The sequence below is a fragment of the Flavobacterium sp. genome (assembly GCF_965277525.1).
Taxonomy (GTDB): Bacteria; Bacteroidota; Bacteroidia; order Flavobacteriales; family Flavobacteriaceae; genus Flavobacterium.
This window is the reverse complement of the sequence record NZ_CBDIDC010000009.1, coordinates 218,020-237,164: the sequence shown is the minus strand read 5'-3', so window position 1 is coordinate 237,164 and position 19,145 is coordinate 218,020. Positions and strand designations below refer to the sequence as shown.

18 protein-coding genes are annotated in these 19,145 nt (G+C 33.4%); 6 read left to right on the top strand and 12 right to left on the bottom strand.

All coding sequences use genetic code 11. The annotated features are described in order from the left end of the window. Nucleotides 1-83 precede the first annotated feature (83 nt). The 12 genes from ACQY44_RS18115 to ACQY44_RS18060 all read right to left on the bottom strand — a co-directional run bounded on the left by ACQY44_RS18115 (nt 84) and on the right by ACQY44_RS18060 (nt 14,040). Nucleotides 84-542, bottom strand: coding sequence for a Fur family transcriptional regulator (locus tag ACQY44_RS18115; RefSeq protein WP_026981862.1), 459 nt, complete (start codon nt 540-542; stop codon nt 84-86). A gap of 184 nt (nt 543-726) precedes the next feature. Continuing rightward, nucleotides 727-1,269 carry a hypothetical protein gene (locus tag ACQY44_RS18110; protein ID WP_428231704.1) on the bottom strand — a complete coding sequence of 181 codons (543 nt, stop codon included), beginning with the start codon at nt 1,267-1,269 and terminating at the stop codon, nt 727-729. A gap of 55 nt (nt 1,270-1,324) precedes the next feature. Continuing rightward, on the bottom strand, nt 1,325-3,547 hold the full coding sequence (locus ACQY44_RS18105) for a RelA/SpoT family protein (protein ID WP_428231703.1): 2,223 nt from the start codon (nt 3,545-3,547) through the stop codon (nt 1,325-1,327). A 438-nt stretch (nt 3,548-3,985) separates the two neighbouring features. Continuing rightward, nucleotides 3,986-5,524 (bottom strand): serine hydrolase, encoded by a 1,539-nt coding sequence (locus ACQY44_RS18100; RefSeq protein WP_428231702.1) that lies wholly within the window; start codon nt 5,522-5,524, stop codon nt 3,986-3,988. Between the two features lie 13 nt (nt 5,525-5,537). Continuing rightward, nucleotides 5,538-6,329 carry a TrmH family RNA methyltransferase gene (locus tag ACQY44_RS18095; RefSeq protein WP_428231701.1) on the bottom strand — a complete coding sequence of 264 codons (792 nt, stop codon included), beginning with the start codon at nt 6,327-6,329 and terminating at the stop codon, nt 5,538-5,540. A 305-nt stretch (nt 6,330-6,634) separates the two neighbouring features. Beyond that, nucleotides 6,635-7,720: a phosphoglyceromutase gene (locus ACQY44_RS18090; protein WP_428231700.1), complete on the bottom strand. Its 1,086-nt coding sequence runs from the start codon at nt 7,718-7,720 to the stop codon at nt 6,635-6,637. Between the two features lie 191 nt (nt 7,721-7,911). Further along, nucleotides 7,912-9,243 (bottom strand): DUF58 domain-containing protein, encoded by a 1,332-nt coding sequence (locus ACQY44_RS18085; protein ID WP_428231699.1) that lies wholly within the window; start codon nt 9,241-9,243, stop codon nt 7,912-7,914. A 34-nt stretch (nt 9,244-9,277) separates the two neighbouring features. Then, the gene (locus ACQY44_RS18080; protein WP_428231698.1) at nt 9,278-9,829 is read right to left on the bottom strand and encodes a hypothetical protein; all 552 of its coding nucleotides are present in this window, start codon (nt 9,827-9,829) and stop codon (nt 9,278-9,280) included. Nucleotides 9,830-9,943: 114 nt separating this feature from the next. Then, nucleotides 9,944-10,957, bottom strand: a complete 1,014-nt coding sequence (locus tag ACQY44_RS18075) for an AAA family ATPase (RefSeq protein ID WP_428231697.1) — start codon at nt 10,955-10,957, stop codon at nt 9,944-9,946. 121 nt (nt 10,958-11,078) lie between these two features. Then, nucleotides 11,079-12,281 (bottom strand): DUF4350 domain-containing protein, encoded by a 1,203-nt coding sequence (locus tag ACQY44_RS18070; protein ID WP_428231696.1) that lies wholly within the window; start codon nt 12,279-12,281, stop codon nt 11,079-11,081. Then, nucleotides 12,274-13,047: a DUF4129 domain-containing protein gene (locus ACQY44_RS18065; protein ID WP_428231695.1), complete on the bottom strand. Its 774-nt coding sequence runs from the start codon at nt 13,045-13,047 to the stop codon at nt 12,274-12,276. The genes ACQY44_RS18070 and ACQY44_RS18065 overlap by 8 nt, the downstream gene beginning before the upstream one ends. 12 nt (nt 13,048-13,059) lie before the next feature. Beyond that, a complete protein-coding gene (locus tag ACQY44_RS18060; protein ID WP_428231694.1) occupies nt 13,060-14,040 on the bottom strand; it encodes a stage II sporulation protein M in 981 nt (326 codons plus the stop codon). Nucleotides 14,041-14,060: 20 nt separating this feature from the next. Here ACQY44_RS18060 and ACQY44_RS18055 point away from each other — a divergent pair, with 20 nt between their 5' ends. The 6 genes from ACQY44_RS18055 to ACQY44_RS18030 all read left to right on the top strand — a co-directional run bounded on the left by ACQY44_RS18055 (nt 14,061) and on the right by ACQY44_RS18030 (nt 19,145). Then, nucleotides 14,061-14,804, top strand: a complete 744-nt coding sequence (locus ACQY44_RS18055) for an RDD family protein (RefSeq protein ID WP_428231693.1) — start codon at nt 14,061-14,063, stop codon at nt 14,802-14,804. 134 nt (nt 14,805-14,938) lie between these two features. Continuing rightward, on the top strand, nt 14,939-15,799 hold the full coding sequence (locus ACQY44_RS18050) for a hypothetical protein (protein WP_428231692.1): 861 nt from the start codon (nt 14,939-14,941) through the stop codon (nt 15,797-15,799). A gap of 18 nt (nt 15,800-15,817) precedes the next feature. Continuing rightward, entirely contained in the window at nt 15,818-16,240 is a 423-nt protein-coding gene (locus tag ACQY44_RS18045; RefSeq protein ID WP_428231691.1) for a PH domain-containing protein, read from the top strand. A 69-nt stretch (nt 16,241-16,309) separates the two neighbouring features. Next, complete coding sequence (locus tag ACQY44_RS18040) at nt 16,310-16,912, top strand: trimeric intracellular cation channel family protein (protein ID WP_428231690.1); 603 nt, start codon at nt 16,310-16,312, stop codon at nt 16,910-16,912. Nucleotides 16,913-17,013: 101 nt separating this feature from the next. Next, on the top strand, nt 17,014-17,991 hold the full coding sequence (locus ACQY44_RS18035) for a GNAT family N-acetyltransferase (protein WP_428231689.1): 978 nt from the start codon (nt 17,014-17,016) through the stop codon (nt 17,989-17,991). Between the two features lie 14 nt (nt 17,992-18,005). After that, a complete protein-coding gene (locus ACQY44_RS18030; protein ID WP_428231688.1) occupies nt 18,006-19,145 on the top strand; it encodes a DegT/DnrJ/EryC1/StrS family aminotransferase in 1,140 nt (379 codons plus the stop codon).

Here is a 19,145-nt window from a genome sequence, read left to right as displayed (position 1 = left end):
GCGTTGAGGCAATTTGAGTTGCCCTACTGATTAATGTAGTTAATTTTCTTTTTTTATTTTTTTTTAAATAATGCGTTTCCGGATTATTGTTTTTGTTTTTTGTTTCCGTAGAAATACAATGAATGATTCGTAATTTCGATATCAAATATTTCTTCGATTGTTTTTTTGATGGTTTGAATTCTTGGATCGCAAAATTCGATTACCTCACCAGAATCAGTCATGATAATGTGATCATGCTGTTTATCAAAATATGATTTTTCGTAGTAAGCCTGATTTTGCCCAAATTGATGTTTTCTAACCAAAGCGCAGTCTAACAATAACTCGATCGTGTTGTATAATGTAGCTCTACTCACGCGATAGTTTTTGTTTTTCATTTTGATATATAAGTTTTCTATGTCAAAATGTTCTTCGCTATCGTAAATTTCCTGAAGTATAGCATAACGCTCAGGAGTTTTGCGATGCCCTTTTTGCTCAAGATACATTGTAAAAACATTTTTTACAATTTCTTGATTCTTAGTGTTGTCAGTTGAAATGAGTGTCATATCCGGCAAAGATAATTTTTTATTTTTAATGAATAAAAGTTTCGGGTTTAAAGTTTAACGTTAAGGTCTGTATTTGATTCGTAACAATGCATCAAATACAGGCTTTTACAACATTAAATTTTAGAAAGTTCTAATAAACTTAATTAACATAATTATTTGTATTTATGATAAAAATAACAATTCTTTATTTAGTTTTAGACATGTACATATACCAATTCCATTCCCAGTTCTTCCCTTTGTCATCAGACATAGCCTGACTCCAAACAGGATTGTTTTCATCACGGGCATCCCAACGAAATACTTGTAATACATTTTTACCGTCAAAAATATCTTTAGAAAAAAAATGTCCAATTTTATTTTCAAAAGAACCAACTACAGGTTTGTCTAAAGTTCCTGTATTTGAATCTGCCCAATAAATACTCCACAATCTTGTAGCAGGATTAAATAATCTTACTGTCATGCCTTCAAAAGGTTCACCATCAAAGGTCGCCAGAAAATTATCGATATTACCTATTCCGTTTAAGATCTTGTACATTTCCTGAGTCGACGAAAATTCGATCCATTCGGTACAATTTGCAAATCTCCGTTTCAGTTTTTTGTTCAGAATAACAAATTTTCCCTGAAAAAAATCAAAATCATCTTTTGAAGAAGATTTAGAAGCCAAGATTATAAGTTCTCCGTTCTCATTAAAATGTACTGATGGAATCTCTAAAACCTCATTTTTCATATTTAGAATGCTAATTTAAATTCCATCTTTTATGTGGAAAGTGTTGATGATGATTTTAGGTTCTGTATTCTCTCGTCACTTTATCAACACCATCAATTTTTTTAATAGCATTAATCATTTTCTTCAAAATGGTGTTATTCTGAACAATAACGGCAATCTGACCGTGAAAAATACCGGCATCTGTACTTAGCGAAATACTCTGAATATTCACGCTCATGTTGTTTGAAATTACCCTTGTCAACTGATTGGTCAATCCTAAAACATCCATTCCTGTAATATTGATAATGGCTTTGAACTCTTCCTGAGACGAATCGATCCATTTGGCACTCATAATACGGTACGCATAATTCGATTGCATTCCGATCGCGTTTGGACAATCTTTTTTGTGAACTTTGATTCCCTCGTTTATCGTTACAAAACCAAAAACATCATCTCCCGGAATTGGATTACAACAGGGTGAAAGTTTGTAATCGAGTTTATCGTGTTCAGTGCCAAAAACCAACATATCATAATTACTGCTCATCACAGGTTTATGAATGTCTTCTGCGGCGGTTGTTTCTTTATTTCTTTTAATTTTATTTTTGAAGAAATTGATGAAACTGTTGCTTTTTTGTGCAGCGTAATCTTTTAATTGTTGGTTTTCGATCGCTCCAATACCAACTCTGTAAAATAAATCTAAACTGGTTTTAAGTTTAAAGAAATTAACCAGTTCGTTGATCACCTGTTCGTTAATGGTTATTTTTAAATGCTTCAGTTTTCGGGTGAGTAATTCTTTTCCTTCTTCGGCAATTTTTTTAGTGTTCTCGTTAAGAACGTTTTTGATTTTATTTTTGGCTCTTGAAGTCGTTACGTATTCTAACCAGTTTATCGTTGGTTTTTGATTGGCAGAAGTAATGACTTCGACCTGATCACCACTTTTAAGTTCATGATTTAAGGGAACTAAACGTCCGTTTACACGAGTTCCTCTGGTCTTGATTCCAATTTCGGAGTGAATACTAAAGGCGAAATCAAGTGAAGTGGCTCCTTTTGGCAGCGATTTGATTTCTCCTTTTGGCGTAAAGACGAAGATTTCTTTTGAATATAAATTCATTTTAAAATCTTCTACAAAATCAACTGCATTGGTTTCCTGATTTTCCAGTGCCTCGCGAAGCAAATTCAACCAGACATCGAGACCACTTTCTTCTGTTGCACCGTTTTTGTATTTGTAATGTGCTGCGTACCCTTTTTCTGCAATTTCATCCATACGCTCGCTTCGAACCTGCACTTCTACCCAGCGGCCTTTTGGTCCCATAACGGTAATGTGCAACGCTTCGTAACCGGTTGATTTTGGAGAAGAAATCCAGTCACGCAAACGACTTGGACTTGGTCTATAGTGATCAGTTACGATCGAATAGATTTTCCAGGCCACAAATTTTTCGTCGTGAGGATCTGATTTGTAGACAATTCTTAAGGCAAACTTGTCATAAACTTCGTCAAAACTCACATTTTGAGCACGCATTTTTCGACGAATCGAATAAATAGATTTCGGACGGCCTTTGATTACATAATCGATACCTTCATTATCTAAAGATTTCTTTAAGACATCCGAAATATCTTTGATGTAAGCATCCTGCTCTTCTTTTGTTTCTCTTATTCTGCTGACAATGTCATTGTAAACTGCAGGTTCTGTATATTTTAATCCTAAGTCTTCCAGCTTAGTTTTAATGTTATAAAGTCCCAAACGATGGGCGAGGGGAGCATAGATGTAAAGTGTTTCTGAGGCGATTTTAGTTTGTTTGTATTCCGCCATCGAATCCATAGTTTGCATATTGTGCAAACGATCCGCCAGTTTGATCAAAATTACACGAACATCATCGTTCAGTGTCAGGATCATTTTCCTAAAATTTTCTGCCTGCATCGAAGCGTTCAGATCTTTTTGAACCAGCGAAATTTTCGTCAAACCTTCGACTAATTGAGCCACTTTTGGGTTGAATAATCGCTCAATATCTTCGACTGTCATAGGAGTATCTTCTACAACATCGTGCAATAAAGCCGCAGCAATAGAGGTCGCTCCCAAACCAATTTCAGAAGCCACAATTTTTGCAACTGCAATAGGATGAAAGATATACGCTTCACCAGATTTACGTCTTTGTTCTTTATGTGCATCTACAGCAACATCAAATGCTTTCCGGATTAATTTTTTATCAGTAGGACTTAAGGTCTGATAACTGATTCGTAGTAATTCTTTGTATTCCTGCGCAATCGCTTTGTTTTCTTTTTCAATATCTATTTCTATCATAACGGCATGGTTCAAGTACTAAAAATAGGAATAAATTTAAACATACGCAAGGGAATGGATTGTTGATTTTATATTTTAGATTTCTGATTTTAAAGGGTAGATTCTTGAATTTCCTAAGTTTTATTAAATGTTGGTGTAGTCCCTAACGGAACAAAAAAGCAGAGAAAGAATAGTATGTTTTACCGATATGTAATCCCTAACGGGATATTTTTTATGGAAATTGATATTGATAGTAAATAAACATTGTTTGTACAGATAATGCTCTGCTAGGAGTTACATATCGGTAGCAAAAACAACCCCAGAGAAAATGTCCCATACGGACTACATAAACTATTGTCTACAGCTATCTTTGCCAAAGTTTTAAACTTTGACAAAGATTAACAAGTTCTATGTTTAGCCCCAGTTTCCAACTTGAAACTTGAAATCTGAAATCAATAATTATTCTTTCGAAAAATCCAGATCCTGAAAATCATAACTAAAATCAGTCAATTCAGAAATTGGAAGCATTTTTAGATTAATAACTTTTCCACTTTCATCGTATTTGAAAAGTAAATGTGCATCGGCGTGGAAAAAAGCGTTATTCCACTTTACAACATAGTTTCCGTCTTTATAGAAAAAAACTTCACCAACAAGTTGAGGAGAACGTTTTGAAGCAAAATATACTTTTCCTTTTTTCTCTGTTATGGTGATTTCTCCAAACCAATTGTCTTTGTAAATTCCTGTAATTTTAGAAAAATCAGTTTTTAATTTATCTTTTTTGTTTTTGGTGACTGTTGCCCAAACTTCATCCGTAACTTTATCGGCTGATGCTTCACTGGCTTTCATTCGGTTGCTGTAAACGGTTACATAATCATCAGATTTAATGCCTAAATAGCTGTCTTTTATAGTGTTTGTTATAGCGCTAAATGCTGCTCCGGATTGTTGATTCGTTAAAACAATAATTCCTAAACCTAATTCAGGAATCAAGGTTGTTTGCGTTACATTTCCTTCCAGGCCACCGGTATGCGAAACTTGCTTGTATCCTTTGACATCACTTAAAAACCAGCCTAAACCATAACCTGAAAAATGAGTATTGTAAGGAGCTCTTGTTTTTACCGGGATAATGGTTTGCAATTGCCACATTTCGTCGTGTTCTTTTTCTGAAAACAACTGCTTGTTGTCGCCATATTTGCCGTTATTGATTTGCAAAATAGCCCATTTGCTCAAGTCATTTACGCTTGAGTAAATTCCCGCTGCACCATCAAAAAGCTGATTTTCATAGCGTTTGATGGTTTTTAGTTTGCCATCAAGAGGAACGTGCGGTGTAATGATGTTTGTAGTATCTTTTAAACGTTTTACAGAAGCCACACTATTATTCATTTCCAGAGGTTTCATAATACGTTCTTCAACAAAATCTGCCCAGGTTTTTCCGCTTACCACGTGTACAATTTCGCCTGCAATAATGTACATTAGATTATCATAATCGTATTTGGTTCTGAAACTAGAAACAGGTTTTAAATATCTTAAATTGTGAATAATATCCTGTGCTTTAAAGTCGCTTCCGTCAGGCCAGATCATCAAATCTCCTGCACCAAGACCGAGTCCGCTTCTGTGTGTTAATAAATCGCGAATTGTAAATTCTTTGGTTACATAATCATCAGACATTTTAAAATCCGGAAGATATTGTGTGACTTTATCGTCCCATTTTATTTTGCCTTCATCCACCAGCATGGCAAGAGCAGCTGTCGTAAAGGCTTTACTGTTTGAGGCAATTCCGAAAAGTGTATTGGCATCTACTTTTTGTTGTGTTACCACTGATTTTACACCATATCCTTTTGCAAGCACTACTTTTCCGTCTTTTACAATCGCCACTGCAATTCCGGGAACGTCAAAAGCTTTTATGGTACGGTTTACCAATTCATCAACTTCCTGATTGGTTATTTGTGCTGAAACAGAAAAACTAAATAATACTGCTAAAAGAGATAATTTGTAATTCATAAGGTAAGATTTTTTAGTTGAATCCTCGTTGGCGTTTGGCTTCGAAAATTAAAATAGCTGCCGCAACAGACACATTCATGCTGTCGATTTCGCCCTGCATCGGAATTATAATATTCTGAGTTGCAGCATCGCGCCAATCCTGTGTTAATCCTGTCGCTTCTGTGCCCACAACCAAAGCGGTCGGAGTCGTAAAGTCTTGTGTATGATAAGAGGTTGAATTTTGTAATGTGGCGCAATAAAAATTAATCTTTTTTTCTTTCAGGAAAGCAATGATTTCTGCTGTTGTTCCTGTTGCAATTTGGTTGGTAAACAAACATCCTACACTCGAACGAACAATATTTGGGTTGTATAAATCGCTTTTTGGGTTTGCAATCAAAACGGCGTCTAAATTTGCAGCATCTGCAGTACGTAAAAGTGCGCCAATATTTCCTGGTTTCTCAGGAGCTTCGGCTACAATAATCAAAGGATTGTCAGATAGTTTTAAATCTGATAAAAGCATCGATTTTGTTTTGGCTATAGCCAGAATACCTTCGGTCGTATCGCGATAGGCTAGTTTTTGATAGACTTCTTTATTGATTTCGATTAATGAAACTGGCGTATTTAACAATTTATTGATCTGATTTTCAGTAACCAATTCCGGTAAAAATAAAACAGTTTCTATTTCGTAACCGCCTTTTATGGCTAATGAAATTTCGCGTAAGCCTTCAATCAAAAATGTTCCGGTTTGTTTTCGGGCTTTTGCCTTTTCCTGAAGTAAAACAAGTGATTTTATAAACGGATTTTGTATTGAAGTAATTTGTTTCATTCTGAAAGGTACTGAGTTTCTAAGGTGCTAAGATACTTAGTTTTTTCTTAAAAGTTGCAAAGGTTCAGAGGGACAAAGGTTCAAAGGTTTTTTATTGCAAGATTTTCAAAAACGTGGAGCTATTTGAGATACAAAATGAAAAAAATGTTTGCCACGAATTTACTTCGCTTGTTCACTATCGCTCAGGTCAAGAATTTTTATGCCACAGATTAAAATGATTAGATAGATTTTTAATCCTTTTAATCCTTTAATCTGTGGCTAAATTTTTATGATGAAGATTGCAACAAGAATTTGTCGCAAAAAAACTATTTCTTGAACACTTCTGAAATTTCTTCTGCAACAGGATGTGAGGTTGTAAAAGTATATCCCATAATTTTGGCAATAGTTTGAGCGATTTGTTTTTGATACAATTGTGATTCCGTTTTGATTTCACCTTTTGGTGCAATTTCTGGTCCCATTGCGGCGAACCAAATTTGTGATGCACCCGGAACATCGGCACCGTGATCTGTCCATTGTGCTTTTGTTTTATCTCCGCGACCGTGGTCAACAGTGATTAGTAAAGTTGTTTTGTTTTTGTATTGAGGATCATTTTGCACAAAATCCCAAATTTCTTTGATCCATTTGTCAACCTGGTTTGCAGCATCAAGATATGATCTGTAATGTCCTGAATGTGCCCATTCATCGGTTTCTCCGTAAGCAATATAAAGTACTTTTGGTTTTCGGGTTTTAAGTTCGTCTAAAGCTTCATAATGTGTAAAAACATCAAGGCATTCATCTTCATGAAAGGGTTTAAATGAATTATTACGCATTTCGTTTAATAGTTTCTGAGTGGTTGTTGGTTTATTTCCTCCCACATTATCAAAGGCAGAAATTACCGGGAAATTACTTCTTTGCTCATTCAAAATTCGGTCAAAAGCATCCCATGCTCCAAAAGCATTTACTTTGCCTTTTAGTTTTGGTTGTTGGTTTAGGAATTCCAAAACATTGACATTTGGATTTGCTTTATAACTATTAGAATTAACAGCAACATCAACGTTTCCGGTCATAATCTCGCTATATCCGGGATAACTGAACCAATACGGATTCGAAACATCGACTTTATTTCCAAGATCGCGATTGCCGTAAATCTGACCTTTAGAAACCATCTCTGACCATAAAAAAGGCATGATTTTTTTTCGGGATTCCTGAAAATCTGCACTGGCATATTTTTTATAAATGTAAGTACTATCACCCTGATTGAATTTTTTGTCGTTGGCAATTGCCGGATCTATTCCTTTAAAAATTTCCTGCCATCTAAAACCATCTGTGGTGATAATGATAATGTTTTCTGTTTTTTGTGCATGAGACAAAAAGCTGGTGAAAACGAATAAGATTAGGATTAGTTTTTTCATTTTTTTAGAGTTAAAAAGGTTTAATAAGGAACAAAGTGATAAAGGTTTAAATATTTTTTGAATATTCTAAATTTGAAGTAAGAAATTGATGTTTTAATAATGTTAAGAAGACCAATCTTTAGTCATTAAAAAAATCCAATTATTTGTTTTCAATTTTACATTTCACTTCTCACAACCAACATTTTACATTTCTACAAAATCCCTCTCGCCTTAATCTCTAAATATTTATTGATCGCATCTAAAGTCAGATTTTCAGGTTGCGTTAAAACCGAATGAATTCCGTATTTTTTAAGTTCGTTTGCGATCAAGCGTTTTTCGAACATGAATTTTTCGGCGATTACTTTATCATAAACTTCCTGAATGGTATCTGTTTTTTTGTTGATGATCGCATTCAATTCTGTATTGCTAAAGAAAACCACTACTAATAGATGGTTTTTTGCAATTCCTTTTAAATAAGGTAATTGGCGATTTAGGCCATCCATGGTTTCAAAGTTGGTATACAAAATAATCAAACTTCTCTGATTGATATTTTTTTTGATATCAACATACAAACGGCTGTAATCACTTTCGAAAAAATCAGTTTTGATGTTGTATAAGGTTTCCAGAATCTTTTGCATTTGCGAGGCTCTTTTCTCTGCGTAGACTCTGTTTTCTACTTTTTTTGAGAAAGCAAAAATTCCGGCTTTATCTTGTTTTTTCAGAATAACATTTGCTAAAACCAAAGTCGAATTAATCGCATAATCCAGCAAACTCAATCCGTCAAAAGGCATTTGCATTACACGGCCTTTATCAATTGCCAAATAAACCGATTGTGATTTTTCGTCCTGAAACTGGTTGACCATCAGGGCATTTTTCTTTGCGGTAGCTTTCCAGTTTAGCGTTCTGAGATCATCGCCCTGAACATATTCTTTAATTTGCTCGAATTCCATGGTATGGCCAATTCGGCGGATTTTCTTGATTCCGTATTGGTGTAAATTATTCGAAAAAGCTAATAAATCATATTTCCTCAACTGAATGTAAGAAGGATATGTTGGCACCCTTTTATCCTTATCGAAAGTAAATCTTCTCGATATTAATTGTAAGGGAGAAGAAACGTAGATGTTTAGGAATCCAAAATAATATTCTCCACGTTCTGTGGGACGCAAATCATAACCAATTTCTTTTTGTTCAGAAGCTTTGATGGTTTTTGAAAGTTTGAAATCACGCACTTGAAATTGAAACGGAATTTCATCTATGATTTTAATCGAAATTTTAAATGTATAATGATTTTTTATGCGGATAGTTACAGGGTTTAAATCTCCGTTTGACAGTTTCTCAGGTGTTATTCTTTCTGCTTCTATTCCTATTTTTGCAAAATATAAAATTAAAATATCAAGTCCCAGAAAAGTAGTTAAAACCAAAACAACAAACCAAACGGCATTGTATAAATTCGGAAAAATAAAAGCGCAAACAAACAGTCCAATAATGCCTAAAAGCACATAGAAGAAGAAGTTATTGAGGTAAAGGCTTTTTATGAATTTCAATTTAAAAAATATTTAAAGTTTAATTTTTTAATTCCTATATTTTAGTCAGGCTATCGTAATCAAAGCCTTCTAAACAGGCTATTTTCCAGATACCATTTTCTTTAATTGCTTTTACATTGTATTTAGATTTATCTTTCCATTCCGTCCACGTCCAATTTAAGTTTGCTTTGTTATTCTCGATTTTTACAATGCTTATCTTCATCGTTTTCCAATATTCTTCGGGGCTGTCCTGGCAATCACACCACATATTGGTATCATTGCCGTATGGAGGCAAATCTCCAACAAGGTATTCTATTTTTTTAGTTTTAAGATTGTCTCCAATTTTTAATCCAATCTTATTGTAATTGTCAAGAAATTCTTTTGCAAAAAAGTTTGTTTTTTTTAGTTCTTCTACTCTTTTGTTGTGTGCTTTTAGGTTTAAGCCAATGTATTTGTCTCCTTTTTTATTTTTCACAACATCAAAATCGATCTTTAAGCTTTTAGTTTCGATCCATTCGTAAGTCTTTCTAAGTAATGTTTCAAGTTGTTGCTTGTCACTTGCAATATAAATTAATGAATTTGTATTTTTTAAAGTCTTATTATTCATTGGTTTAAAGCTAACCAACGAAATATAAATTAAGGGTAAAAGGAATAATTTAGAAAATTTCATTTAAAAAGATTTAATATCCAAGTGTAACAACTGAGAACTGTAACTGAAAAACTATCGTGGAATCTCTACGGTTTCAATAATCTGTTTTACAATTTCGGAGCTTGTAATTCCTTCCATTTCACGTTCAGGAGCTACAATGACACGATGTTGCAAAACCGGAATTGCGGCTTCTTTAATATCTTCCGGAGTAACAAAATCACGACCACGAATGGCAGCGAACCCTTTTGCCGCATTCAAAATAGCGATTGAAGCACGAGGCGAAGCCCCTAAATATAAAAAGGCATTTTCTCTTGTGTTTACTACAATTCGGGCAATGTACTCTAATAAATTCTGCTCTACTCTAATTTGTTTGACCAACGCCTGGTATCCCTTTATTTCTGCAGCAGAAAGGATGGTTTTTATAGCTTCTAATTTTCCGTGATCCTGTAATAAATGTTCTCTTTGGATAATTAGAATTTCTTCATTTAGTTTAGGGTAATCAATCGTGATTTTGAATAAAAAACGGTCTAATTGCGCCTCAGGCAAACGATATGTTCCTTCTTGCTCAATTGGGTTTTGTGTAGCAATAACCAAAAAGGGCGTTTCAAGCTGATAAGCGGCACCGTCAATCGTAATCTGACGTTCTTCCATAACTTCAAAAAGGGCAGCTTGCGTTTTGGCAGGCGCACGGTTTATCTCGTCAATTAAAATTAGATTGGAGAAAACAGGACCTTTTTTAAATTCAAATTCGGAATTTTTCAGATTAAAAATTGAGGTTCCTAAAATATCCGAAGGCATTAAATCCGGTGTAAACTGAATTCGGCTAAAGCCTATGTTCAATGTTTTAGATAATAACTTGGCCGTAATTGTTTTAGCCACTCCGGGAACACCTTCAAGCAAAACATGACCGTTTGATAAAATAGCGACCAAAAGCTGATCGATCATTTTGTGTTGTCCCACAATAACCGTTTCAAGTTCTTTTTTGATACTATTTACGTGGTCTAAAAGTGGGGTTAAATTTATTCTGGTCTCAAAATTCACATTTTCGTTTGTGATTTCGTTTTCGGTAGTATTGATGTCGTCCATGTTTGGTATGTTTTCTTTTTGAATTGTTTTTTTTAACAGATTAGAATGATTAAAATGATTTTTTATTAAAAGGTATTAAATTTTCTAATCTGTGTAATCATTCTAATCTTTGGCTAATATTTTAATGTAAAATCTTTTCGATAGCGTCATTAATTCGGATTAAATCTTCTTCAAGACTTCCGTGATAGCTATTTCGGTGTTCGTTAATCAAAAATACAAGTTCTTGTATATCCGTTATACTTTTTCCTGTTTTATAATGCAATTTTTTGATAAAATCGTCGTCTAATTTTGTGGTGTCAATTAAATACTCCGTTCGGATTTTTTCTAAAAAATAGATGATTTTTTTATCGATGATATTGGTATGATCCCCTTCCTGATAATACAAATTCCCGATTGTTTTCGTGAAATCAACCGTTAAATTGGGTAAAGGTTTTAAAATCGGAACAATGCGTTGTTTTCGTTTGGCATTAAAAATTATAAAAATCAGCATTCCAATTAAAAAGATATACCAGGCCCATTTTAATGCAGGCTGACTTAAGATATAGCGTAATGGTGAATCAGAAATGCTCTCGCCGTTTTGTCCTTTTGTGTACCAAAAAATAGCACCTTCCGGCAAATAGGACAGCACATTTTCAGCATATTGATAATGGTCTGCTTTTAGTAAATTGAAGTTTGTAAAAGCAACGGGCTGAGTATGTAAGTAAAAATGCCCTCTTCTATATGGAACTTTTATATAATTAATATGCTTTTGATTTTTTGTGCCCTGATATCCTAAAACTGTAGTGTTTAAGGTGTCAATTTTAGAAAAATAATCTTCTACCTGTTGTTGAAAATTGTATTTTTTGGTTTTCACACTTTTGTTAGTTGTCCAGACTGAAGTAGTACCGTTATATTGAAAATCAGATTTGACTTCGACCTTTAAACTGTCTAATAAATATTGAGGAAATGTTCTCATGCTTAAAAAAGCATTGTTTCCGTGTGATACAAAATAAAAGATTTCTTTAATAGACTGTTCGTCAATTGTATTTGCTTCAGATATAGTAATGAAATTGCCTTTTATTGTATAATTTTTTAGCAGAGGATTTTCATCATATTTTGAATCTAAAAATTCATAAGGGGTAAGGGTTGAGATTCGTTCTACTTTATGATTTTTAAAAAAGCCATTAATTTCTTTATCAAAAACAAATAATCCGTACGGAATTTTGTCATTGACAGAATAGGTAGGCCGCCAATCGATAGGTTTGGGGTTGTTGTGATCTGATAGTAAGATTAAGGCTAAAATAAAAACCAGAACAGCAATGTAAATTTTGATGTTTTTATTCATTACTAAAGGTTTTTATAGCATTCTTAAATCGGTTTTCTGCTTTTATAAATGCGGCTTGATCAATTTCAAATTCACCATACCAGATATAATTGTATAAATAGGATAAATACGTAAATTCTTCTCTGTAAACAGGCCTTTGTAGTTCGTACAGATAATCAGAATTCGTTTTTTCGATGTCCCATTCGATATAATGATTTTGTGCCATAACTTTCAACAGCCATAAATAATAGTAGCGAATTACTATTCTTTTTTCTCCGGATTGAAGACTTTCTTTGATCAGTTTTTCAAAGTCCAGAAGATGAATATTTTTCTCTATATCAGAATAATGGATGTTTCTTTTGTTGGCATTTTTTCCAAAAATCCATTGTCCTTCTTTATTGATAAGGGCTTTTGCAATGAGATAAATGACAAAAATAATAATTAAGATTGCCAGCGTTTTCAATAAAAGAGCAACAAAATTCAGAGCAGTTTGGGAACTTTCAAAATGAAAAAGATTTCTGAAAATACTTGCCAGCCATATTAAAAAACGTTGCCATAGTGATTTTTCAGGGGCTTTACGCTCATAAACAAAATCAGGATCGGTATATTTTTTTTTAAAATTTTTAGAAAAAGTTTTGGCTTCTACAGTACTGGAGTCAATCTGAATATCTTTCTCGGTATATTTTACGGTAGTTGCTTTTGGAGGTTCGGCTGTAGCCAAAGAATCCTGGGCATTTAGGATACCAGAGAAAAAAAGAAAAGATAAAAGGATTAAAATTCTATTCATTATTGGTTTCGGTTAATTCGATTTGGCGGATAATTGTTGTACTTTTTTGTGAACGAGAAAAGGATAAACCAAATAATAAAATGAAATTATTCCTAAGGTAAGTAAGATGATAAAACTACTTAACCAGTTGGGCATATCTACAGAATATCTTGTTATGAAACCTTCGAGAAACCCTGCGCTAATAGTAAAAGGAAATGTGCTTAGAAATATTTTGAAACTGTTTTTAAAGCCGATCTTGAAAGAATTTACTCGCGAAAAAGTTTTAGGAAACAGGATAGAAGCGCCTAAGATAAATCCGGCAGCACTTTCAATTACAATTGCAAAAATTTCCATAGCACCATGAATCCAGATACCGCGAACACTTTTCCAGAAAACGCCCTGCTCATAAAAAAAGTATTGAAAAGATCCCAACATCAAGGAGTTTTGTAAAAAGATATAAAAAGTGCCAAGGCCACCAAATATACCATAAATGTAACATCTCGCGCCTACATACAGATTGTTGATCGTAATGCCAATAAAACTTCCCCAGTTACTTCCGGAGCCGTAAACAGCCATTGGATTTCCTTTTTTTATATTCTCTAAGGTCATGTTTACATAACCATCGCCTAAAATCAATCGAACAAAATTGGTGTCATATCTTGCAGAAACAACACCCATTGCTACTGTGGCAAAAAATAAAATAAACGCATACAATAAATACCTTTTGTATTCGTATACAAGCAAAGGAACTTCTGTAGTAAAAAATTCGAGTACTTTATTTTTTTCAGCTCTTTTGGTTTTGTAAATCTTTTGATAAATCTGCGAAGCAAGATGGTTTAAGTACACAACTGTCTTACTTTTTGGGTAATACGTTTGGGCATAGGACAAGTCATTCATCATTTGAATGTACAAATTCGCTAACTCATCAGGATTTTTTTTAGCTTTACCAAAAATAGCTAGCTCAAATTCAAGCCATTTTTCTTTATTTTGTTTTATGAAGGCAACTTCTCTCATTGTAGGCTAAAATATAAAATATGTCAGAATTATCTATAAATACAACACAAAATGTAAAAATAAATTTTATTGCTGCATCAGCAGGTGAACGAATAGGATCTTATTTTATCGATTTATCAATTAAACTTGCTTATGTAATCGTGATTTCCCTGATATTTTTTTATGGGTTAAATTTCGGTAATTTATTTGACAGATTAGATAGCTGGTCCAAAGGAGCTATCATTTTGATCCTTTATTTTCCGTTTTTTATTTATACACTCACACTGGAAAGCATTTTTGAGGGACAAACTATCGGAAAAAAATTAGTCAGGATAAAAGTCGTAAAAATAGACGGTTATCAGGCCGGATTTGGAGATTATTTGATGCGTTGGTTTTTTAGATTAGTAGATATTACGCTTTTTTACGGAATAGTAGCGATCGTTAGTGTGGTTTCAAGTAAAAAAGCACAACGATTGGGTGATATGGTTGCCGGAACTGCTGTTATAACTTTAAAAAACAAAATCAATATTAGTCACACGATTCTGGAAGAAATAGGAGATGCGTATGTTCCTACGTATCCTTTGGTCATTAAATTATCGGATAATGATATGCGAATTATTAAGGAAACTTTTCAAAATGCGCTTGCAAAACGCGATCATGAAGTAATTTTTAAACTGGTATCTAAAATTGAAACGGTTACTGGAATCAAAAATCAATCCGGTAACGAAAACGATTTTTTAAGGGTGATTCTGAAAGATTACAATTTTTACACACAGAATATGTAGTTAATTTGTTTTTTTATGAGTTTTTGTTTCGAATTTCGTAAATTTGAGTATGCATTTGTTTTATGAATTTAAGATGCATTTTTTTAAAGGCGAATCCGAAAAGCCCAAGAGTAGGAAAATTTAATTTAAATACCATGAACTTTACAAAAGTTGTTACCGTCGTATTAATGTTGTTTGTTTCTGTTTTTACTTTCGCTCAAGGCGGGAAAAAACTCGATAAAATAATTAAGAGAGATTATCAGATTATTGAATGTACGATTGCTAAAATATCTGATAAAGAGGTTGAATATTCTTTACCTGGAGAAACATTGTTAATCTCACTTGATGTAGCTCAAATTGCCAAAATTGATTTTGCTAGTGGCCGTTCTCAAACTTTTGATGTATCTGCAAATGCTTCAACTTCAAATGCTGTTGCTTTAGATAACTCCGGTCCCATTAGTGTTGCAGCAATGAAACCCAACACGATTGCTGTATTGCCTGTTCCGTATGTAAATTCCGGTAGTATGGAAAGTTCTGAAGAAATGGCAAAGTTTGCACAAAGTGATCTTTATAACAAGTTGTTAGATAAATCTGCCAACCTTTTTCCTTTAACAGTTCAGGATTTAAGAGTAACGAACAGTTTGTTGCATAAAGCAGGAATTGATTATAAAAACGTTGATGAAACCCCTATCGAAGATCTTCAAAAAATTCTGGGAGTTGATAATATTATTGCTGCAAAGGTTTCGTATACTATTTCAGAAGGATCTACAGCATCAACCTATAACAGCGGAAACGCTAAAGTTAGTGACAATAATAAAAAAGTAAAAACGAGCGATATTTCTACAACAAGCGCAAGCACACAAACGTATTACAATTACATGGTTTATTTTGACATGTATAAAAACGGAACTAAAATTTATTCTCAAAGCCGTAAACCTTTCCTGAATATAAAAGACAGCTGGATAGATTCTATTTCGTATTTGCTGAAGAGAAGTCCGATTTATGTAAAAAGATAATATAAAAACTGTTGATGAATGGAAAAATTTAAATCTAAAATTGATCTTTGGTTTATACTATTTCTTGTTTTAATTTTTGGAGCAATGTTGGTAAGATTGGTATATGACCAATTATGGATGGGTTTTGCCTTTATACTATTGACAGTAGTTTTTATTGTCTATATGTTTTCGAATACTCTTTATACAATCGAAAATGAAAAATTATTCATAAAATGCGGATTGTTTTTTAATGTATGCATTGAAATTCAGAAAATCAAGAGAGTTTCTGAAAGCTATAACATTATTAGCTCTCCTGCACTTTCTTTTGACAGACTTGAAATCTTATACAACAAGTTTGATACGATACTAATTTCGCCCAAAGATAAAATGAGATTTATTGAAGCTATTCAAAAAAGAAATCCTGAAGTGGAGATTAAAATTAAAGAAAAAAGTTACAAATAAATTAAAAATTTTTAACTTTTTTATTTTTGTGCCTCTTCACCGTTGTACCTTTGACCCTAAAAAAACAAAATGTTTCATTTATTAGATCTTATCGGTACAATGGCGTTTGCTATGTCTGGCGCATTAACGGCCATGCATAAAAAGCTGGATCCGTTTGGTGTTTTTATTATCGCTTTTGTTACTGCAGTTGGCGGAGGAACACTTCGTGATGTATTAATAGGCAGAACTCCGGTGGGCTGGATGCAGGATTTGCAATATGTTTACGTCATTATTTTAGGTTTTGGATTGGCAATTCTTTTCAGGAAAAAGTTTGATAAATTAAGAACTTCCTTGTTTTTGTTTGATACCATTGGGTTAGGGGTTTTTACTTTAATTGGTCTTGAAAGAGGAATAATGACTGGTTTACATCCTGTAATTTGTATTGCTTTAGGAACTATGACGGCTTGTTTTGGAGGCGTTACGCGTGATATTTTGTGTACTGAGATCCCAACGATATTTAGAAGAGAAATTTATGCCACGATTTGTATTTTTGGCGGAATTGTGTTTTTTGCTCTTAAAAAACTGAATCTAAATGATGATATTTTATATCTGGTAACTTCTGTTGTTATTATCACTGTTCGATTATTGGCCGTAAAATTCAAATGGTATTTACCTGCATTTGACCACAAATAAAATATTTAAACGATATTAGCCAAAGATTAGAGGTATTAAAAAAGTTTTTAGTTATAAATTGACTTAATCGCTACCCGTCTATTAAAAGCTGTGGAAGAAAAATGACAAATCTTACCGTAAAAAAATACCTTAAAAGTGATTATAACATTTGGAATGACTTTATTGGTCGGGCCAAAAACGCAACATTTTTATTTCATCGCGATTTTATGGAATACCATGCAGATCGTTTTGATGATTTTTCGCTTTTAGTTTTCGAAGATCAAAAGCTCGTAAGTGTGTTACCCGCTAATAAAGTTAGCGAAACGATACATTCGCATCAGGGCCTTACTTACGGAGGATTGGTGTATAGGGAACAAATTAAATTGGCTGCAGTTATAGAAATTTTTCAGGCAGTTTTGTCTTTTCTTAATAAGAATAATTTTCAAAAATTATATTTTAAAACACTCCCTTCTGTTTATCATCTAAAACCTTCAGAAGAAGTTTTGTACGTTTTGTTTTTGGCGGAAGCGAAATTAATACGTCGTGATTCGCTTTCGGTAATCGATTTATCACAGGAGAACAGTACTTCAAAAATCAGAAAAAGGGGTTTTCAGAAAGCGATCTCCAATCAGTTAATAATTAAGGAAGAAGATCATTTTGAATCGTTTTGGAATGAAGTTCTGATTCCGAATTTAGAGGTAAAACACAATGCAAAACCTGTTCATTCTGTAGATGAGATGGATTCTTTAAAAACGCATTTTCCTGAAAATATTCATCAGTTTAATATTTATTTAGAAGATAAAATCATAGCAGGAACTACTGTTTTTGAAACAGAAACGGTGGCCCATTGTCAATATATTTCAAAAAACGAAAATCAGGAAAATCTGGGAAGTTTAGATTATCTATTTCATTATTTGATTCAGGAAAGATTTGCGAAAAAGCGATTTTTTGATTTTGGAATTTCAAATGAAAATCAGGGAAGAAATCTAAATGCCGGATTATCGTATTGGAAAGAGAGTTTTGGAGCGAGTACTGTGGTGCATGATTTTTACGAGGTCGAAACTTCAAATTATAATAAGTTAAATGGTATTTTTGTTTAAATTAAAAAAGTAAAATGATACCATTTCTGGATCTTAAAAAAATAAATGCACCTTATGAAACTGCTTTTCAGAAAAAATTGAAAACAGTTTTGCATAACGGCTGGTATATTTTAGGAAATGAACTGGAAACATTTGAAAAGACTTTTGCTGACTATTGCAATGCTTCATATTGCATTGGGACAGGGAATGGTTTTGATGCTTTGGTTTTAATTTTTAAAGGATATATAGCGTTGGGGAAACTCCAAAAAGGAGATGAAGTTATCGTTCCGGCAAATACTTACATCGCAAGTATTTTAGCAATTTTGCAAGCAGATTTAATTCCGGTTTTGGTCGAGCCAAAATTAGAAACATACACTATAAATCCTGATTTAATCCAAGAGAAAATCACCCCAAAAACAAAAGCAATTTTAGTCGTTCATTTATACGGTCAATTGGCTGAAATGAACAAAATCAATCAAATAGCTGTTAAGAATAATTTAATAACCATTGAGGATGCCGCACAATCTCACGGTGCGATCCATAAGCAAGACTCTAAAAATAGTACTCTGGAATCACCAAATATCACTCTGAGCGAAGTCGAAGACTCTTTTGGAGCCGCTGCTTACAGCTTTTATCCGGGAAAAAATTTAGGCGCTTTAGGAGATGGCGGAGCGATCACCACAAACGATGCTGAATTGGCAAAAGTGCTTTATTCGCTTCGGAATTATGGATCAGAGAAAAAATATTATAATGAATATATCGGTGTAAATTCACGATTAGATGAAATTCAGGCAGCATTTTTAAATTTAAAATTACCCAATTTAAATGCTGATAACAATAAACGCCGTGCGATTGGAAAACGTTATTTAGCTGAAATTAAAAACGACAAAATAGTACTTCCGGTTTGGGATTTTTCTAACAATCATGTCTTTCATTTATTTGTTATCCGAAGCTCAAACAGAGCAGATTTACAGGCTTATTTAGCTCAAAATAATATTCAGACCGTTATTCATTATCCTTTTCCGCCACACAAGCAAAAAGCATTTCCGGACTGGAATAATTTGTCTTTTCCCATTACGGAGAAAATTCATAATGAAGTTTTGAGTTTGCCTATAAGTCCTGTTTTAGAGGATGAAGAGGTTAGTTTTATTATCGAAATAATTAATAAATATTAG

What these genes read in the sequence shown, in the direction of transcription:
- ACQY44_RS18030 (WP_428231688.1), top strand. Translation starts at nt 18,006, where the DNA reads ATGATACCATTTCTGGATCTTAAAAAAATAAATGCACCTTATGAAACT.
- ACQY44_RS18090 (WP_428231700.1), bottom strand. Translation starts at nt 7,720, where the DNA reads ATGAAAAAACTAATCCTAATCTTATTCGTTTTCACCAGCTTTTTGTCT.
- ACQY44_RS18080 (WP_428231698.1), bottom strand. Translation starts at nt 9,829, where the DNA reads ATGAATAATAAGACTTTAAAAAATACAAATTCATTAATTTATATTGCA.
- ACQY44_RS18105 (WP_428231703.1), bottom strand. Translation starts at nt 3,547, where the DNA reads ATGATAGAAATAGATATTGAAAAAGAAAACAAAGCGATTGCGCAGGAA.
- ACQY44_RS18115 (WP_026981862.1), bottom strand. Translation starts at nt 542, where the DNA reads ATGACACTCATTTCAACTGACAACACTAAGAATCAAGAAATTGTAAAA.
- ACQY44_RS18075 (WP_428231697.1), bottom strand. Translation starts at nt 10,957, where the DNA reads ATGGACGACATCAATACTACCGAAAACGAAATCACAAACGAAAATGTG.
- ACQY44_RS18045 (WP_428231691.1), top strand. Translation starts at nt 15,818, where the DNA reads ATGGAAAAATTTAAATCTAAAATTGATCTTTGGTTTATACTATTTCTT.
- ACQY44_RS18050 (WP_428231692.1), top strand. Translation starts at nt 14,939, where the DNA reads ATGAACTTTACAAAAGTTGTTACCGTCGTATTAATGTTGTTTGTTTCT.
- ACQY44_RS18100 (WP_428231702.1), bottom strand. Translation starts at nt 5,524, where the DNA reads ATGAATTACAAATTATCTCTTTTAGCAGTATTATTTAGTTTTTCTGTT.
- ACQY44_RS18040 (WP_428231690.1), top strand. Translation starts at nt 16,310, where the DNA reads ATGTTTCATTTATTAGATCTTATCGGTACAATGGCGTTTGCTATGTCT.
- ACQY44_RS18035 (WP_428231689.1), top strand. Translation starts at nt 17,014, where the DNA reads ATGACAAATCTTACCGTAAAAAAATACCTTAAAAGTGATTATAACATT.
- ACQY44_RS18070 (WP_428231696.1), bottom strand. Translation starts at nt 12,281, where the DNA reads ATGAATAAAAACATCAAAATTTACATTGCTGTTCTGGTTTTTATTTTA.
- ACQY44_RS18055 (WP_428231693.1), top strand. Translation starts at nt 14,061, where the DNA reads ATGTCAGAATTATCTATAAATACAACACAAAATGTAAAAATAAATTTT.
- ACQY44_RS18065 (WP_428231695.1), bottom strand. Translation starts at nt 13,047, where the DNA reads ATGAATAGAATTTTAATCCTTTTATCTTTTCTTTTTTTCTCTGGTATC.
- ACQY44_RS18060 (WP_428231694.1), bottom strand. Translation starts at nt 14,040, where the DNA reads ATGAGAGAAGTTGCCTTCATAAAACAAAATAAAGAAAAATGGCTTGAA.
- ACQY44_RS18110 (WP_428231704.1), bottom strand. Translation starts at nt 1,269, where the DNA reads ATGAAAAATGAGGTTTTAGAGATTCCATCAGTACATTTTAATGAGAAC.
- ACQY44_RS18095 (WP_428231701.1), bottom strand. Translation starts at nt 6,329, where the DNA reads ATGAAACAAATTACTTCAATACAAAATCCGTTTATAAAATCACTTGTT.